Source organism: Butyricimonas sp. (assembly GCF_019423355.1).
Classification (GTDB): domain Bacteria; phylum Bacteroidota; class Bacteroidia; order Bacteroidales; family Marinifilaceae; genus Butyricimonas; species Butyricimonas faecihominis.
This window is the reverse complement of the sequence record NZ_JAHZBP010000001.1, coordinates 81,421-99,870: the sequence shown is the minus strand read 5'-3', so window position 1 is coordinate 99,870 and position 18,450 is coordinate 81,421. Positions and strand designations below refer to the sequence as shown.

At 40.7% G+C, this 18,450-nt stretch carries 18 protein-coding genes and 1 tRNA gene; 9 read left to right on the top strand and 10 right to left on the bottom strand.

All coding sequences use genetic code 11. The features are described 5' to 3' along the window. The first annotated feature begins 86 nt into the window (after positions 1-86). A complete protein-coding gene (locus QVC79_RS00430) occupies positions 87-659 on the top strand; it encodes an ORF6N domain-containing protein (RefSeq protein WP_270595648.1) in 573 nt (190 codons plus the stop codon). A 49-nt stretch (positions 660-708) separates the two neighbouring features. Here the strand turns inward: QVC79_RS00430 and QVC79_RS00425 are convergent. The 8 genes from QVC79_RS00425 to QVC79_RS00390 form a co-directional block, all read right to left on the bottom strand. After that, a tRNA-Arg gene (locus QVC79_RS00425) sits at positions 709-780 on the bottom strand. 98 nt (positions 781-878) lie between these two features. Further along, positions 879-2,159 (bottom strand): thioredoxin family protein, encoded by a 1,281-nt coding sequence (locus QVC79_RS00420; protein ID WP_270595645.1) that lies wholly within the window; start codon positions 2,157-2,159, stop codon positions 879-881. Positions 2,160-2,177: 18 nt separating this feature from the next. Beyond that, on the bottom strand, positions 2,178-2,609 hold the full coding sequence (locus QVC79_RS00415; protein ID WP_270595646.1) for a hypothetical protein: 432 nt from the start codon (positions 2,607-2,609) through the stop codon (positions 2,178-2,180). A 16-nt stretch (positions 2,610-2,625) separates the two neighbouring features. Further along, entirely contained in the window at positions 2,626-3,258 is a 633-nt protein-coding gene (locus QVC79_RS00410; RefSeq protein ID WP_124315537.1) for a hypothetical protein, read from the bottom strand. Positions 3,259-3,263: 5 nt separating this feature from the next. Then, positions 3,264-4,850, bottom strand: coding sequence for a RagB/SusD family nutrient uptake outer membrane protein (locus QVC79_RS00405; protein ID WP_124315538.1), 1,587 nt, complete (start codon positions 4,848-4,850; stop codon positions 3,264-3,266). Positions 4,851-4,853: 3 nt separating this feature from the next. Beyond that, complete coding sequence (locus QVC79_RS00400; RefSeq protein WP_229782937.1) at positions 4,854-8,276, bottom strand: SusC/RagA family TonB-linked outer membrane protein; 3,423 nt, start codon at positions 8,274-8,276, stop codon at positions 4,854-4,856. A 176-nt stretch (positions 8,277-8,452) separates the two neighbouring features. Next, a complete protein-coding gene (locus QVC79_RS00395) occupies positions 8,453-9,622 on the bottom strand; it encodes a FecR family protein (RefSeq protein WP_124315539.1) in 1,170 nt (389 codons plus the stop codon). Positions 9,623-9,996: 374 nt separating this feature from the next. Continuing rightward, on the bottom strand, positions 9,997-10,581 hold the full coding sequence (locus tag QVC79_RS00390) for an RNA polymerase sigma-70 factor (RefSeq protein WP_164719527.1): 585 nt from the start codon (positions 10,579-10,581) through the stop codon (positions 9,997-9,999). Positions 10,582-10,881: 300 nt separating this feature from the next. Here QVC79_RS00390 and QVC79_RS00385 point away from each other — a divergent pair, with 300 nt between their 5' ends. From QVC79_RS00385 to QVC79_RS00355, 7 genes are all read left to right on the top strand, one after another. After that, the gene (locus QVC79_RS00385; RefSeq protein ID WP_124315541.1) at positions 10,882-12,105 is read left to right on the top strand and encodes an aminotransferase-like domain-containing protein; all 1,224 of its coding nucleotides are present in this window, start codon (positions 10,882-10,884) and stop codon (positions 12,103-12,105) included. 91 nt (positions 12,106-12,196) lie between these two features. Then, a complete protein-coding gene (gene dtd / locus QVC79_RS00380; protein ID WP_124315542.1) occupies positions 12,197-12,649 on the top strand; it encodes a D-aminoacyl-tRNA deacylase in 453 nt (150 codons plus the stop codon). A 239-nt stretch (positions 12,650-12,888) separates the two neighbouring features. Next, positions 12,889-13,710, top strand: coding sequence for an agmatine deiminase family protein (locus QVC79_RS00375; protein WP_124315543.1), 822 nt, complete (start codon positions 12,889-12,891; stop codon positions 13,708-13,710). A gap of 14 nt (positions 13,711-13,724) precedes the next feature. Beyond that, positions 13,725-14,276: a hypothetical protein gene (locus QVC79_RS00370; protein ID WP_124315544.1), complete on the top strand. Its 552-nt coding sequence runs from the start codon at positions 13,725-13,727 to the stop codon at positions 14,274-14,276. A gap of 57 nt (positions 14,277-14,333) precedes the next feature. After that, positions 14,334-14,987 carry a hypothetical protein gene (locus tag QVC79_RS00365; protein WP_124315545.1) on the top strand — a complete coding sequence of 218 codons (654 nt, stop codon included), beginning with the start codon at positions 14,334-14,336 and terminating at the stop codon, positions 14,985-14,987. Further along, complete coding sequence (locus QVC79_RS00360) at positions 14,975-15,145, top strand: hypothetical protein (RefSeq protein ID WP_164719528.1); 171 nt, start codon at positions 14,975-14,977, stop codon at positions 15,143-15,145. The genes QVC79_RS00365 and QVC79_RS00360 overlap by 13 nt, the downstream gene beginning before the upstream one ends. Before the next feature lie 263 nt (positions 15,146-15,408). After that, a complete protein-coding gene (locus QVC79_RS00355) occupies positions 15,409-15,993 on the top strand; it encodes a hypothetical protein (protein ID WP_124315546.1) in 585 nt (194 codons plus the stop codon). Here QVC79_RS00355 and QVC79_RS00350 read toward each other — a convergent pair. Beyond that, positions 15,973-16,875 (bottom strand): AraC family transcriptional regulator, encoded by a 903-nt coding sequence (locus tag QVC79_RS00350; protein ID WP_124315547.1) that lies wholly within the window; start codon positions 16,873-16,875, stop codon positions 15,973-15,975. The genes QVC79_RS00355 and QVC79_RS00350 overlap by 21 nt on opposite strands. An 87-nt stretch (positions 16,876-16,962) precedes the next feature. Continuing rightward, positions 16,963-17,811, bottom strand: a complete 849-nt coding sequence (locus QVC79_RS00345) for a hypothetical protein (protein WP_124315548.1) — start codon at positions 17,809-17,811, stop codon at positions 16,963-16,965. Between the two features lie 272 nt (positions 17,812-18,083). Between QVC79_RS00345 and QVC79_RS00340 the strand changes: the two genes are divergently transcribed. Further along, on the top strand, positions 18,084-18,413 hold the full coding sequence (locus tag QVC79_RS00340) for a nucleotide pyrophosphohydrolase (RefSeq protein WP_087419165.1): 330 nt from the start codon (positions 18,084-18,086) through the stop codon (positions 18,411-18,413). Positions 18,414-18,450: the final 37 nt, after the last annotated feature.

Here is an 18,450-nt window from a genome sequence, read left to right as displayed (position 1 = left end):
TTTGCATATTCTTTAACTTTGTGGCTATATAGTGATGATTTATATCTATTTTTACTACATTTATCCTACTAAATAATATAACCGTGATGGACCTGCAAATCATTCAAGATAAAATTTATGAAATCCGAGGACAAAGGGTCATGCTTGATTTTGATCTGGCTGAATTATATGGAACAGAAACAAAATATTTGAAACGTTCCGTGAAGAATAATTTAAAACGATTCCCGTCGGATTTCATGTTCGAGTTGACAAAAGAAGAGTACGATAGTTTGAGGTGCAGAAATTGCACCTCAAACCAAAGAGGTGGTAATAGATATATGCCTTTTGCTTTCACGGAATTAGGTGTCGCCATGCTAAGTAGCGTCCTTAATTCAGAAATCGCTATCGAGGTAAACATGGGCATCATGCGAGCTTTTGTTGCCGTTCGACAGTTAATAGCCAACTCTCCAACAGATAAAATAGGGGAAATTAAAAACGAATTGAAAGAACTGAAAGAGTATATCAAGGAAATGTTTGCCGACCAAAACGATATAAACGAGGACACCCGAATGCAACTCGAACTAATCAACCAAACACTTGCCGAATTACAAGTAAAAAATCGAGGGACTAACGAACGAAAACGAATCGGCTATCAATTACTGGGATGCAATAATAAATAAAAGCTAAAAGTAAGTTCTCCCTGCTTAACTTTTAGCTTTTAACTTTCTGTACCCTCGGGCAGAATCGAACTGCCATTTAAAGTTTAGGAAACTTCCGTTCTATCCGTTGAACTACAAGGGCCCTTATTTGGACTGCAAAACTAATCGAAAAAAACGTTTATTCCAAATCAATCTTATCAACTAATCATGAATATCACGCAAATATCTATCCACAATCGATTATTCCTCATCAGAAAGGGCCGCAACCTTCTGTTGGAAATACGCCTGCAACTGCGGGTCTTGTGATTGCAAAGACATCATAAATGCCTGATTGAAACACTCTTTAGCTTTCTGTTTATTCTCCAAAGTCAGATAACAATCCCCCATGGATGCGACAAATACGGCCTTTTCACTTACCTCCATGGGAAAAGAAATCAGTTTATCCAACCAAAGTAAAGCTTGGGTGGCCGACTCACGTGTTAATTTATTTTGCATTTTCACCAATAAGTTCATCGCTGCATTTTGGTAATCCTCTTTCCCGGCCAAGTCCCCCATTTTCTCCAAATAATCACGTTGAAGTTGGATGTATTTCTCCTGATCTTTTTCACGAAACAAGGTGTACAAGGCATCCGCCTTGGCGGTCATCAGATATTCCACCGGTAAACTTTTTGTCTGCACGACATCGAAAATCGGTTTCAAATCCCCCTGCAAACGAGCCAATACTTGTTTGTATTCCAAGTCTCCAGCCATAGCTAAATTATTGACCAAAGTGTTCACGTATGAAGCCAAATAAGAAATCAACATCTGAGCCGGAATAATTTTCGCATACTCTTCGTAGTGCTTGATCACGAATTCCACTGGGTCGTTTTTCTCCTCCCACTTTTGACAGTAAAGCACGATGATGCCAAAGTCTTTCTCGTTGATCATCTCCTCTCGAGGTTTCGCGTTCCAATAGGTTTGAAATAACTTTTCCACGCGATCTTGCCACTTTTCCGCATCCGCTCGAGAGGTTAATCCCAAGGAATAAATCGGCATCTCCCGCAATATTTGCCCCATGAGCGCAAGATTGTCTTTATCCTGTCGATATTGCTCCCACAGCATATCAACGGAAGGTTTCTCACCTGTCAGGACTTGCGCCCAATAGATAATGTGCTCGGGGGTTACGCCACCTAACAACCGCTTGATCTCTTTTCCCCGGGAATCAAGGAAAAGCAAGGTTGGTAATCCTTGGATTTGGTATTGTCGAGCAACCTGCTGATCTTTGGAAATATCCACTAACACACTAACAAAACGAGATTCGAAATATTGGGCCAATTCCTGAGATTCACCGATTTGCCGTGCAAATTGAACGCTTGGCGCAAGTCCTTCTGCCACGAAATTGACGAAAACAAGTTTATTTTCGGATTTCGCTTTCTCAACTGCCTTTTTTAGGTTCGTTTCCCACGAGACAGAGGTCTGTCCCCGGGAAACAAAATAGAAACTACACAAAATGATCGCAATCACGCATTTTATTCTGTTCATAAAAACCTCCGTTTCTTTCTATTCCAAAATGAACGTGAACGCTTCTTCCACGACTTGGCTGTATCCAGGATTAGTCAATCTCACGGAAACCACGTACCTGCCCGGTCCCGCTTTATGTTCCAATGGATACTCCAAAGCTCCTCCACCTCCACGAATCTGCAATTCGTCTTTAAATTTTTGCGCTTCAACCTCCCCTGCAGTTGAGGTCACGGATTCCACGCTAAACATGATTTGCTCCGTACCTTGATATCCTTGCATGGCGTATGACACCCACGGGGACTGGTTTTTGATGCGAATGGCATCCTTCACGGGATCCAATTCCCGGGGTACGACTAATGTGTCCGGTTCGTAACTGGCATTCTCCGAAATCAAATATCCAACTGTTTTTTCATGACAAGCATTCAGGCAACAAACAAATATTACTGCCCCGATAAATATAATTTTCCTCATAAACCTTTCCTTTAATTTATAAATCTCTATTCAACGTAAAATTATACCCCAAGGAGTGTACCACACAATGATTGGGTTCGATGTTACTGGAAGCAATATCAATATCCACATTCGTCCCCTTCACCACGCAATAGATCCGAACGGCTCCGGCTTCCTGCACGGTACCGTAACTTCCACGCATCGTGAAGAGGTAGATCCCTTTTCCTCCTAATGACAGGCATTCCATACCCCCCTCGATAATACCTCCGGCTTTCTTGCCCCTCGGAATGTCATCCCGATAAAGTTTTCTGTCCAACACGTGACGCAGCAACACTTCCTCGCACCAAAGCGGATCCATGTCTGCCACCCGTTCTATGTTATTCTCCAACATGTAACGACGAATCGAATGATTGGTCGGTCCTAAAAAGGTGATCTCCGGGTGATCCGGGTCCTGCCCCTCAAACAAACGTACCATTTTTTCACCCGCATGACGTACCATTAATGCCGTTGAATCCCAGTCATAAGAATGTCCCGGCGCTTCCATGTATTCTAACAGGCTCCCGTCGAAACGCCCGTTACTTAAACCGCTCTTGATAAATTGGTCTTTCGTACACCCACCTGCCACAAAAACAAATAGGGCTAACAATCCAAATAAATATCTTGTTTTCATACTCTTTATTTTTGTAAGAATTTATTCCAATACACATTATGACGCATTAAATCGTTATTTGTCATCGCTTTAAGGGCTATATCCATATATAGAGCTCCATCCTTAATATCTTGATCTGTCAGTTTCCCGAAAGCTTCCGGTAGCTCTCTCCGCACGTAGTCAATGCCGTTACGCCGAATATCATAAAAACGGTGATCTTCAAATAACAACTCTTTTTCCCTTTCTCTGAAGATAGCCAATTGTAAATCGCCTTCCGCAGCCGTATACTTGTGTTCATCGTTCCCATACGCCCTTTTCCGAATCTCGTTCAAATCGATTACCGCATCCGGGTTATTCTGACGAGCGCGACACTCTGCCCGAAGCAACATGATATCTGCCAATCGCCAAATGACTTTATTCATATCCATCCCGAGATAACGCTGTGTTCCCCAATACGGATCGGTCTCGATGATACCATAACGGAATTTATTTATGTACGTTTCTTTACGTTCTTTTATTCTAAATTTCCCTACCACGTGATCATTCGTACCATACGATAACACGCATTTCAATATCTTATCGGCAGTCTGTACCGTGAATAAAGAATCCGCTTCAACTCCCCAAAAATAAGCCTCTCGACGTCGGTCTTCCGGATCGAACATTTCCCGTACATGACTTTTGAAAAGCATCAAGTTGTAGTATTGATTGATATTGGTATAATAGGTAGGAATGCCCACGTAAACTTCCGAGGCATACGCGGAAGAATAAGAGTCAATCGCATCATCCTCCAATGTTCTGTGAACTTCCCAGATCGATTCGCGACTGCCACGTTTCATGACTTCTGTGCAAACGGCTTCCGGTGAAGCTGCCAAGGCATAATTCCCCGCTTGATTCTCAATGATCATCGTGCAGTATCTTTCGGCTTCAACCAAATATTCCGGTTGTTCCTCGATCGTGGCCCGCCATGCGTAAAGATGAGCCAACAAGGCCGCAGCCGCTCCTTTACTTCCATATTGTTTGGTTGTCCGGCTCTTCCCCTCATCATCTACCAACTCCTCATAAACAGGCAATTCCAAGGCTTTTAACGCCCATTTAGTCGCTTCTTCTAATACATCATGCACGGAACTTCTCGCAAGTTTACCAAAATAGGTCGTACCTTTCGTGATAGGAACCTCACCCCAACGTTGTGCTAAAAGGAAGTAAGCCACACCTTTAGCAAAACAAGCCTGTAATTCCCAAGGTTTCAACTCCTCTTCGGTCAAGGGGAAACGATGCAGGTTGTCCAAAATCAAATCAGCCGAATTGATCACCCTGTAAAATTTCTCCCATGATTTATTCACGTAATACGTGTAATCCAATGTACGAGGCCCGCTAATGTACCTACTCACGGCTGAATCGATCATCTCTCCTGCAAATAAATGCGGGTTTTGTTCTCCTGTCTCGCACATCATGCTTCGTATATCCAACTGCAGGGAAGTCAACAAAGCCTCCGCATCTTTCGTTGTCTTAAAATAATTGGTAAAGGTTGTATCGTTCTCCGGTTCCACGTTGATCACATCCGCACACCCGAATAACAAAACCATGCTTAATATACAAATATATATGCTCCTCATCACTTAGAAATTTAAAGTTAAACCAACCGTCATCTTACGAGGTAACGGGTACTCGATACCAAAGTCCACTCCCTTGTACACGTCAATCACTTCCGGATTCGCCCCCGAATAATTACTCAAATAGAACAAGTTTTCTACCGTAAAGAACATACGAGCTCCTTTCAGACTGATTTTTTTAGCCCATTTGGCAGGCAAATCACATCCCAAAGTAATCTGCTTCAAACTGATCGCATGCACGTTCTCGATATTACTATCCATCATCACGTCTGTTGCCGTACCCATACGAGCCAATTTTGCATGATCACCCGGCTTTTCCCAATAAGACAAATTGGCAATATCCACGAACTTAGGACCGGTAGATATGGTATACTCCCGGGCATTGATCATCTTACGCCCCAACTCGTAGTTGAACAACATACTCAAATCGAAGTTTTTCCAACGGATCTCGTTAACCCATCCCCCATGCGCTTTCGGTTGCGGTGTTCCGGCATAGTACATATCACTACCATTAATCATGTTGTCACCATTCAAATCTTTAATCTTGTAGGTTCCAACCTTACCACTCATCGGTGAAGCACAAGAGACGCCTCCAAAATATTTCTTATTCCCCCAAATATCATAATAGACCGGCACTTCATCTTCTGAGTTGTAGAATCCTTCAGCATCGTACACGTATATCCCGAATAAAGGACGCCCGATGACCATACCGCCTTCATCTCTTTTGCTGTATGATTTTTCAAAGCGATTCCAGTTTCGTGAAGCATTGAATTTCATTCGCCAGCTTATAGGGCCTTCTCGCAAAATATCTGCTTCTAATTCTAACTCTATTCCCTCGTTCGATACTTCCATTGCATTTTCCGTACGCTTGTTCACCAACAAAATAGTTTCCGGAAGTGGAACGCTGTAAATCAAGGACGAGGTCAATTTATAGTAATAGTCCAACTTGACTTTCAAACGATAATTCAACATATCCAAATCCAACCCGATATTGTATTGCTCCGATTTTTCCCAAGTTAAATCCGGACTAATGGCCGAACCTGCCGTAATTCCACTTTCGCCTTGGAAAGGTCCCTTAACAACACGCATCAAACCATGAGCCATGTAAGGATCGTTAAACACTTGTCCTGAAGTCCCGTAACTGGCACGTAGTTTTCCCCAATCCAAGAAGTTAGCCCATTTCATAAAGCTTTCTTGCGAGAATGCCCAACCTAATCCAAGCGAAGGGAAGTTCGCCCACTTGTTAGCCTCCCCGAAAGTAGACGACCCGTCACGACGGAAGGTGAATTCCATCAAATAGCGTTGTTTCCAGTTGTAACTGAAACGACCGAAATAGCTGACCATCGCCTTTTCCGTGAAAGAAGAACTATACGAACGAGTGGCTCGCCAGTCCTCTACCAACATACCATAATCTCTCACATCCACACTCAAATCCGGATTGTAGTAATACACGTAGTCACTGGCTCCTCCTTTACCCCAACCACCAATCGTGTAAGTTTGGTTTCTTTCCACGTTGAATCCCAACAACAACTCGAAATTGTGTTGTTCATTTAAAGTCAATTTGTAGCGTAACAACTCTTCATTTGACATAGCGATAGAACGCATGATATTGCCTTCTGATTTATTCTCGTGGTTAATCTTATCCAAATCGCTTGGAGTAAACGTGTTCCTATTTCCCTGTGAATAATCGACACTTCCTTTAGCCGAAAAGGTCAATCCTTTGAATAATTTGTATTCCAAGTAAATGCTTCCCATCCCACGCAAGTCATCACTCTTGTCAACAGTCTTGTTCATATCATCCAACCAAGCATCTACTCCCTCTCGCGAGGCTGGATAAAGTGTACTCTGTTTGGTTGGCTGCACGGTCATGTGTTCGAAACGATTGTGATTTAGCGCATGACGGGTATTCCTACTACGATCCACGTACGCACCATACAACTGCATATCCATACGTAGCTTTTCACTCGGTGTCGCAGACAAGTTAGCCATCACGTTGATACGTTGATATGAACTTGAGTTCATAATCCCCGTTTCCGCAAACCAACCGGCACCCATCATGTAGGTAAAACGTTTTGAACCACCACTTGCCTGAAGATTAGCATTGGTAATCTCTCCTTTTCGAAAAGCGTAATCCCACCAATTCGTTTGGTTATTAAAGAAGGGGTTCAAGCTATCCTGCAAATAATCAATCACGTTGACTTTTCCATGTCCGTTACCCCAGAATTTATCATACTCCCCGAATTTTTTATACGCCTCGGAATGTGACATGGGATAAACTAAGCCGGGAATCGTATTATCATTGCCCGGAGCCGAATAGTGACGCATATTTTGAATTTCCCACCACCTCTCTAAGCGCCCTCCTGTTTGCAGGGGAGAAGCCATTAATCGAGAAGCAGTATAAGAGACGTTCGCCGAGAATTTAGTTTCTCCCACACGTCCCTTTTTCGTGGTAATTAAGATTACCCCGTTACCCGCACGGGAACCGTAAATGGATGCGGCAGAGGCATCTTTCAGCACTTCAACCGATTCGATCATCGACGGGTCTATGTCAGCCATCGTGTTCGTTCCCGTCACCGGGGATACAAAAGAATGCATGGGCACACCATCAACCACGTACAAAGGGGAACCGTCACTCGCCCCATCCGTTAACAAGGAGTTGAATCCCCGAATCGCTACAACCGAAGCACTTCCCGGCGCTCCCGACTGGTTAATGATATTTAATCCCGCAACACGCCCTTGCAACATGTTCATCAAGTTAGCTGTTGGAAGTTCCTTCATGTCCTCGGCCTTGATTGAAGATATGGCACTCACGACTTCTTTCCGATTTTGAGTACCATAGGCCCGTACAACGACTTCATCGACACCCACGACTTCCTCTTGCAGGGTAACCCGAATCGTGTCCTTTGCCGTTTTCTCCGTGAATTCAACAATTTGTTTTTTGTAACCCACGAAAGAAAATTCTAATTTTCCTTTCAACATAGGAATTTTCACGGCAAATTTACCATGCGCATCCGTAGCCGTTCCGACAGCCGTTCCTGCCAATTGGATTGTCACACCCGGCATGGGTTGATTTTTCTCATCCTGCACGAACCCTCGCAACGTGATAGATTTTACTTGTACCGAATCTCTCGCAAATACCGGTTTAATGATCACCATACCCTCAAGAAGCTCGAATTGATATTCCCGACCAAGAAGTCGCGACAACACTTCCATTAAATCCGTTTTTTGAACTTGTATGGTCACCTTGCTGTTCATATCCAATTCTCGATTGCTAAAAAAGAAATCCAAATCAGTTTGCCTTTTTAACTCGTCAAAAACATGCCTTAACGTCATATCTTTCACGTCCAAGTTTACAACTTTTACTTGGCCTATTGCAGAAGCATGTACTTCCAACAATCCTATGACTAAAAAGAAAAATGTTAATTTCATAACTAAAAATAATTTTGACCGGGGAGCTAAAAATAGCCCACGATACATCTCTCGATTTTTTTTCATACTTTTGTAATTAGAGATTAAACTTTATTCTAACAAGCTACTGTAATAGCTGGTTAGAAAATTTGATTTTAACTATTCCGGTATTTGCTGTAACAAATACCGGTTTTTCTTTATTTATGATTTACTGTTACACATTTACCTCGAACATTGAACTTCACCCGTGTTGTTTTTTCTATGATTTCGAATATCTGTCCTGCCGTAAAATCACGCCGAATCACTCCCGTGAAGGGGTAAGATTTCAACTCCTCATCGACAAAAAATACTTCTATATCATACCACCGCTGTAACTGTGACATGATATTTTCCAACGTCATATCATTAAAATAAAATTTACCATCAATCCATGACACGAATCTCGTAATATCCACCTCTTGCACGCTACTAATTTTCCCATGCCGAAAATCGACCTGTTGATTCGGGCTCATCACAACTAGACTTTTCCCCGACATATCTTGAATATCGACTTTCCCAGATACCAATGTTGTCAGAATATTACCTCGATCTTTATAGGCATTAATATTAAAAGAAGTTCCTAGCACCTTGACTATCATATCATCCACGACCACTCGAAAAGGTTTTTCCGGATTCTTACTTACCTCAAAATAACCTTCACCTTTCAACCAAACGTCACGCTGACTTCCAGCAAATTTTACAGGATAACGTAGTTCCGAATCCGAGTTTAACCACACAAGCGTCCCATCAGCTAACTCCAACTTATATTCTCCCCCTCTAGGAACAACAATGGTGTTATACACAATTTCTTGCTTTAGTATGCTACCCGAATCACCCGGAATATAAGAAATTTTTCCTGAAGAACCTACTCGAACCTGCATACCTTTCTCCATAATCATCGTGTCATGTTCTGTTGTAGTTAAGTCCATACGCTGTCCACTAGAAAACAAGATATAAGCTTTCGGAGTTCCCGGTGAAAGCATGGAAGTTTCCGATAATTCGACAGAAATAATCTCTTCAGGATTCTCCTTCACCATCCACCATGTCCCCCCGGCTAAAACGAACGCAACAATAATAGCTGCATATTTTAAATATCGTTTCACTCGATAACGAGAATTCTTATTCATCCGAGATTGCACCTGTTTCCACATTTTTGCTTTATCAGCCTCAAGGACTGTCAATCGTCGTACACGCTCGAATTCTTCCCGCAAATCTTCATTATCAGGGGAACGCATCATTTCACAAAAAGCCTCGTAATCGAAATCTTCCTCCCGATCAACAAATGCTTTCAGCCATTGTTCCTGATTATTTTGCTTCTCTTTTTCCATTATTTATCCCTATTACATCTTAAAAGCAGGATGAAATGAAAAAAGGGTGAAACAGAAATTAAAAAAATCACCTTTTTAACATTAAAACCTACTTCATTCAAATTCCACGAGCTTATTGTTGCTACCACTTCATTATTACCTCGTCATAGGCCGCGTATACCTATACAGTCAAACACGTATACCTTTCCAGTTAGCCAATATACAACACGACATACCCGAACTGCAAGTATATGCCTATCAAAAATCAATTTAATCGAAGGTGAATGCAGGATGTATGCATGTTGAATGCTCCGTGGTCTAAATGAACTATCAGGAAACAATCAAGGGAATCACAAGTGAACATAGCCTAACACCAAGAGAAGCCCGGCCTTTTTCTAAAGTAACAACAAGATGATAAATATCGATAATTCTTCCCCGGAAATATTTATATCCTCCCGCAATTTCTTGTATGCCAATTTTATTTGTGTTTTCACCGTATTCTCGGAAATATCCATTCGTGACGCGATCTCCCGGTATTTCAAACCATCAACGCAACTCATCATGAAAATCTGTCGGCATTTTTCCGGCAAACGGTCAATCGCGTCCAATAGTTTCTGTCGCATTTCCTTGACGGATTCCACCTCTTGCCAATCGAATGCCTCTTCTTCGGTATGGAGGATCTCCTGTTCATAACGATGCTCGACCTTCTCATGCTCCCGGTAGTTAATACAAGCATTCCGGACAGACGTTTGCAAATAAGCATACACGGATCCCGTGTACCGAATCCGCTCCCGATTATTCCAAAAATAGACAAATGTATCTTGAATAATATCTTCCGCAGGTTCCCGTTCTTTCACGAAACCCAAGGCATAAGCATACAACAAGTCGGTATACTCCTTGAAAAAATATTCAAAGGAACGTATGTCTCCTTGTTGCAACCGCTTAAAATACTCCTCTTCTTTTTGTCTATCTAAACTCACCACAAATAAGTTTTACCACAAACTTACGCAAAAACTCCGAAATATGAACAGAATGAATTAAAATTTCATTCCTATCCGGTTCATAAAGCGACTTTTAACATTCATCAGACGGTCACACGCTACCCGTGCCGGGCCTCAAACATCAAATTATTACTAAAAAAGCTCGAAAACATACAAAATGAAAGTACCGCAATCGATTTTAATAAAAAACTGATATGAAAAATTTTATTTCAAAAACTTATTATTAACTTCGCAACACAAATACTTAACAGCGTATATTCACTTTAAATAAGAATAAACATGGTTAGCGACTACAAAGAAATTCTATCAGACAGCGCCAAAGGGATGAAGCGCTCTGCTATCAGAGAGTTGTTGAAATTAACTCAAAAGCCGGAAATTATTTCTTTCGCCGGGGGTCTTCCTGCTAAAGAATCTTTCCCGTTAGAACAATTACAAGAAATTTGCGCGGAAGTAATCGCCACGGATGGAGCTGCTGCTTGCCAGTACGGTTCAACCGAGGGAGTTCCTGAATTATTGGAAATCCTTGCTCAACGCTACCGGGATCAAGGCTTGAGCTATGTTACAAAAGAAAATATCACGATCATCACTTCTTCTCAACAAGGTTTGGACACTGTGGGTAAGATTTTCTTGAACCGTGGAGACAAATATATTTGCGAGTTACCTTCTTATCTTGGAGCCCTCGGTGCGTTCAACTCTTACGGTGGTGTAGGTGTTGGTATTCCACAGGACGAACAAGGTATGAGTGCCGTGGAATTGGAAAAGACTTTGGCTGAAATGAAGGCTAAAGGGGAAAAACCGAAATTCATCTATTTAATTCCGGACTTCCAAAACCCCGCAGGTATGACCATGCCGGAAGCCAGAAGAATCGAAATTCTGAATATTGCCAAGAAATACGAGATCATGGTTGTTGAGGATAGCCCTTACCGTGAACTACGTTTCTCCGGAAAGCCGCAACGTATGTTGTACGACTTGGATAATGGAGAAGGTAACGTGATCACGTTAGGAACTTTCTCTAAAATCTTCATGCCGGGATTCCGCATGGGCTGGGTTCTTGCTCATCCGATGGTGATCGACAACTTCGTGAAAGCAAAACAAAGTACAGACCTTTGTACCTCTGCGTTCTTACAGAAAATCACGGTTAAATTCTTCCAGAAAAACTATTTCGATGCCAACGTGAAGAAAATCGTTGATATGTATCGTAGTAAACTGGAAGCCATGTTAGGCGCTTTCGAGAAATACATGCCGGAAGGTGTTACTTGGACTCGCCCGGAAGGTGGTTTGTTCTTGTTCTTGACACTACCGGAAGGATATGATGCAGAGGAATTATTCCAAATCGCTATCGAAAAGAACGTGGCATTCGTACTCGGAACCGTGTTCTTCGTTAACGGTGGAGGTAAAAACACCATGCGTATCAATTTCTCTTACATGAGCGAGGAAATGAACATCGAAGGCGTTAAGAGATTGGCCGACGCAATCAAAGAACTATACGCTAGAAAAAAATAATCTAGAATGTAGATTTAAAATTTAGAGTTTGGAGTGGAGTATATGAATAAAATTCATATATTTCACTCTAAATTTTAAGACTAAGTTCAAAATGAAAGTAGTTATTCAACGAGTTACACGTGCCAGTGTTACCATCGAGCAACAATTGTTTTCTTCAATAAGTAAAGGGATGCTCGTATTAGTAGGAATCCAAGCCGATGACACGGATGAAGACATCAACTGGCTAGCCTCCAAAATTGTTAATCTCCGTATATTCGATGACGAGAATGGAGTTATGAACAAATCAATCTTGGAATCAGGTGGTGAAATTCTCGCTGTCAGTCAATTTACCCTCATGGCTCGAACCAAAAAAGGCAACCGTCCCTCATATATTGATGCCGCCCCTCCCGCCATCTCTATCCCGCTATATGAAAAATTTGTCGCAACCCTAAGCCAAGAACTTCACAAAGAAGTTCAAACCGGACAATTCGGGGCAAATATGCAAGTGGAGTTGCTGAATGATGGGCCAGTTACCATTATAATTGACTCGAAGAATAAATTGTGATGGTTGTAGATAAAAGTTGGTAATCATAGCATTATTTCGTATTTCCAAACCTGACAAACAACAAGTTACAAAACGAATATCCATGATGATTAAAACTATATTATCGATATTTTTGCATTATTGACGAGCTTAGAAATAGTTGTAAAAGCTTTTTATTTTAAGAATTTGCACTTTTGAGTACCCTGAAATTGGGATTAGGAACCTACTTTTGTCACATCAAACGTTAGAGGAAAAACGATATGGTGACAGATCAAGAAACAAACAAGGTGTATTTCTCCACCTGGCTGACCAAATTGAAATGTTGGCAAGATATCCGGATGACATTGGAACAAGCAAGAGTTCCCTATGGATTGTTGGAGGGGACACAAGACTATTGGGTGAGGGATTTTATGCCGATACAAGTAACACGCAACTCTTATGTACAGTACGTTTACAATCCCGACTATCTGCACACTTCTCCTGACTATCGGACAGACGGAGTTGCTTGTCTTGAGAGATTGTGCTTTCCGGACAGCAAAGTCGTCAAGACGGATATTGTCTTGGACGGAGGCAATGTCATCAAATGTGACGATTCAGTTATCATGACGAACAAGGTGTTCCTTGAAAACCGGCAATGGAGCAAAGCAAAGGTAATGGATGAATTGGAGCGGGTTTTCGGAGCAGAAGTAATCATCATTCCATGGGACCACCACGAGCGTTACGGACATGTGGACGGAATGGTGCGTTATCTTGGTGACGGGCGGGTCCTATTGACAAATTATGGTGATTTTGCTCCTGAATTTGCAAAAGAGTTGGTGAAAACATTATCGCACAAATATGATGTGACAGAATTGAGTTATCCTTTGCAAAAGCCTTCCTCGTACAACTGGGCATATATCAATTATTTGCAGGTAGGCAAAGTCGTTCTGATGCCCAAATTGGACGATCCAGAAAATGACATGGCGTATGAGCAGTTACACAACCTTTTCCCAGATGCTTCCATTTGCCGGGTGGGAGGAATAAAACCATTACTCCGCCGGGGAGGAGGCTTGAATTGTGTGTCTTGGAATGTGTGTAACTGATTAAAAATAAAGCTATGGTTATTGATCCTCAAAGAGTAAAACGAGCGGTGTATAACCGCATTGATTTTGAGCTTCCGGAAGAGACCTGGAAAGAAATCAATGATGCTTTCTGTACTTGCTGGAACGAGGTCATCGGTTTTGGTAATGAGGTTGATTCGATTGAGGTGAAAAATTATATTGCCGATTGGTTGCGGAAACGGCAGATTTTACTCTTAGAAAATCGCCTTGTCCACATCTTGGATATTATGTTTGACTATATCAAAATGGTAGGAGGTTTTTTGAATGAATCGAGACCTTTCTTGCCTAAACGAATGACGCACCAAAAAGGAGAAAATAAAAGAGAAAATCAATACTTAAACACGCAAAAAACTATACTCACAGAAAAACAATTAGAGGTGATAAGGAAGATTGAATCACAACCTTGCCAAACATTGTCGCAAAAGAAATTGTCATTGAAAGAAATGAGAAAACAGTTTCAAGAAAACAATCCTAAAGGATTCAGAGGGTTTAATCAGGCTGAACCTGAGAATATAAAAGGACAGGAAACCAAACAGTCCAAGCCCTAATCCTCTTGGAAGGCATGAAATTTTTCTCTTACTTTATTGTATTAAAAATTAAAAGATATGGAAAAAATAAAAGAATTACAAGAATTGCTCCAAATGGAGAATGTGAAAGATGCAAAAGAACGTTTTAAAGAAATTGCAAAAATGCTGTTTCAAGATTTCCATATTGAAAAGGGTGGGGTGTGTTATGATTTTCTGGAGATAGAATTCTATTTTTTCAGTGACAATCATCCGGATACTACAACTTATCCACGAAATACAGAAGCCGGAGAGTGGTTTTTCCACCTAAGCGGGCTTGATATTGCATTTAAGAGCAAGAAGAAACACGAAAAGGGTAAGGATGTCAATGTTTTCGGTGGTGGGATTTTAATTCGCAGCATTTTAAAGCGAGAAGAAGGGAAGGAAGCAGAAGTTATAGCCGGACCGTTGAGATGCTTGTGTGAATTGTGTAAAGGAATAATGAATATAATAGGGCAACCTATTTCCCTACAATTAGTAGCAAATGAAAATCAAGAAAAGGATGTTGATATTAAGGATATTAAATGGACAATAAGACAGGGAATAGCCGTAGATAAAAACGGAGAAATTAAAGAAGAAGCGTGTTATTGTGCTTATGTTAGAAATCGTTACAATTGCGATTCAGAGTGGAAAAATGGGGGGAAAACCTATAGTGCGAAACCATGGGAGAGAGTGTCGAAGGAATGCAAGAAGTAGAGGATATGTTACAACATCCTTTATCGGAAGAAGAATTAAAAAAGGCAATAGAGAAACATCTAGGTTTTGAAATGCCTGATAAAAATTGGGATGAAATCAAGGGTGCTTTTTATAATTGTTCGTTGGAGAGGGTAGTACATAAATATTTTGTTGATTAAGAAAAAATCGTAGATTCTATTATAGCCTCTTTGAAAGATCAAGGCATTATGTTAGATTCTAAAAAGATTTACAGCCTTGCAAATATATCGAGAGGACTATAGATTATCTGAATAGCTTCCGGACACAAGCTCATTGCTAGACCGACTATTTGATGACAGGCACCATTTCTGTTGTATCCCAGATCCCCAAACAGCACACAAGAGCTTTTTAAAATCATTACTTGAGCTAGACGATATAAAACGGATGGAAGGTCTGGTAAATTATGGAGCACTTAGATGTCTCTTTTGAAAATCTCGCAAAAATGCTGTTTCAAGATTTTCATATTGAAAAGGATGGGGTACGTTATGATTTTCTTGAAGTAAAATTTTATTTCTTTAAAATAGATGATATAGAAGAAGCTGGTAAATGTTTTTTCCACATGAATGGGCTTTATATTTCTTTTGGAAGCAAATTTGTATACTGGGGGAAAGGTAAATTCATAGCTTATAGTGGTAGAATCTGGATACGTAGTATATTGAAGAAAGAAAAGGAAAAAGAAGCAAAAGTAATAACCGGATCTCATAAATGTGCAGATGAATTATTAGGAGGTTTTTATGCAGTTAGTGAAGAATACCAACATAACTTTCCCATGTTACATGTTCATGATCATGAGAATATCAAAATTGAATCATGTGTTCATCGCTTGCCTTTTTGTAACAAAAAGTCCGATGCAATAAAGGAGAAACGGGAAATACAAAATCCAGTGGACCTATATGAATATAAGAACAAGATATGGGAAGAATGCATATTACGTAGATATCACTATTACAGACCTAACTATGTAAAACTACCGGGTAACAATCGGTAGCCACACCTCCGTTAACAATTCCTCTTCAGGAGCAACCGCCGGACTATTCAGATAACGTTCAAGAATAAAACCTTCCCCTAATAAATATTCTTGGGGAAGGTTTTTAAGTATGGCATCATAGAATGTGTCCAACAGGGTATAGCTCCCTTTATGACAGAATACAGCATAAAGCTGTCGGGGAAGAATCATGCTCTTTATGCGGCTTTTCAACCGGGATTCAACAGGCGTATTGACAGTCATACAAGCATAAAAACGACATTTATCAGGCTGGGTGATACCGGTGTCATCATAACAAATTCCCCAATACTCTTCCTCTTCCGGCAACAGATTATGGCAATTGGCATATTCATACAAAGCATCCCATGTTGTAGTCTCAAAAGCGGAGGTGTTGGTAAATTTGTAATCTCCGATATGAGAAAGAAATAAAAGCGGTTTTTCATGAATTTCCCTAATAGAATAGGCAAGATTGAACGCATGCATCAAGACAGCAGGTGTTGCACCAAAAGCCAATGTTCCCCTCTTGGCTCGGGCAGGAGTCACTCCGAAATACTTCTTGAAAGCATTATAGAACGCCGTCACGTTAGCAAAACCGATATATCCCGCTATCCGCTCATTAGTATAATAACCGGATTGGAGCATCCCGACCGCACGCTCCAAACGGAGACGATTAATATATTGATGCAAGTGTTCCCCGGTATATGCCTTGAAAACAATATGGAGATTACGCACAGACATGGCAGAGAGCCTGGCAAGTTCATTTACACTGACTTGTCGGTTAAACACATCAGGCGACTCAAAACTCCAGTCTTGTTCCACTATCAAATTAATACGATGCAGGACGGCATCAATTTGCGGACGGTATGGTTCATTCTTGGCAGCCATATTAATGTTTATTTGCCTTTCTTGCAAATTTTGTTAGAGTTTTCTGCTCTACAAAAAGGTTGTACCGTTATAACCTTTTTCAAACTATTACATTTTAATATCATACTGAAACTCTTGCAGCATTTGCAATAATGCGTCATATTCTTTTTTATATCTTTCCACTCTTTTCAAGTCTTTCTCTGTAGGATAGGGAAGACGAGAAATATCCATATTATTGCGTAAATCGTTGAGTTTTACATTAATTGCCAATTGATGTCCTCTAAAACGCTCAATATAGACTTCTCGGCTAGCAGCTGTATGAGAGTTTATCAGATTCAATGCTTCTTCTATTTCATCCCATTCTGCTTTAGTCAACTTGTGATGCTTATCATTAGGAAAAGAGATTATAATATCTGTGAAATCATAAATCCAGTCATCATTATAATCGTTCTTCCAATTGACCATAACTTTTTTAAGCATGCGGATTATTTCCTTGACAGAGTAATCCGTGTCTTCGGCTGCATCATGAAGGAACCCCACCGTTTTTTCTTTCCATGAAAATCCGTGACCTCCTACATAGGAAAGATGTCCTTCAAAATAGTCTTTCCCAGCCTTATCTACTTGACCTTTGTGTAATTCTTTGGCTAAACGAGCAGCGGCATAAGCAATATGTACTTTGTAGTCCAACGAGTCCTCATAATCATCTTTTCTTCTTTGGGCGGCGATAGGGTCAAATGTTTCAAGGTATTTTATAAATTTAAGATAGATGCACTCTCCCTTACCGGATAATCCAAGCATCGTGTCGAACAACCTATCAGCGATGTAATCCAAAGTCTCGATGTCTTGGATATTATTTTTTATGGCATCATCCAATTCCTTTGCGGTCTGCTTGTAAATTCCCTGTTCTAAAGCAGTACAATTGCTGCATAATGTGATTAACTCAGAATTTGTTTTCATTTTGCTATAAAGTGGCTATTAAATTCATGAGGATGGGTTTATAAAGCGATTACAATTACAAAAGTATCACAATTACACGAAAGTACAATATTTTCTAGAATTGTTTTCTCTCTTTGATACACGGCTTTTTCATTCAAAAACTCTGAAAAATATAAGAAAACGCTTGTTTTATAGCGAAAATCCATAATTTTGCGCACAGCGACACCGAAGCATCACCTATGGTGTTTCTTTTTCATAGTTATAGTATTCTTTTAACTTTTAACTTGGTAACAATGGATATCGCAGAATTACAAACCGCAGTAGATGCATGGATCAAGACCCATGGGGTAAGATATTTTAACGAATTGACGAACATGACCATCCTCGTGGAAGAGGTCGGAGAACTAGCCCGGGTGATGGCTCGAAAATATGGCGAACAGTCGTACAAGGAAGGAGAGAAGGATAATTTGGCAGAAGAGTTGAGTGATGTTCTTTGGGTATTAGTATGCTTGGCAAACCAAACAGGAGTTGATTTGAACGAGGCAGTAAACAATAATTTTGCCAAAAAAACGGCAAGAGATGCTAATCGCCATAAAAAAAATCCGAAACTCTTAAAAGATTAAGCACTTTTATCCTACTTTTGCCAACAAATGCGCAAAT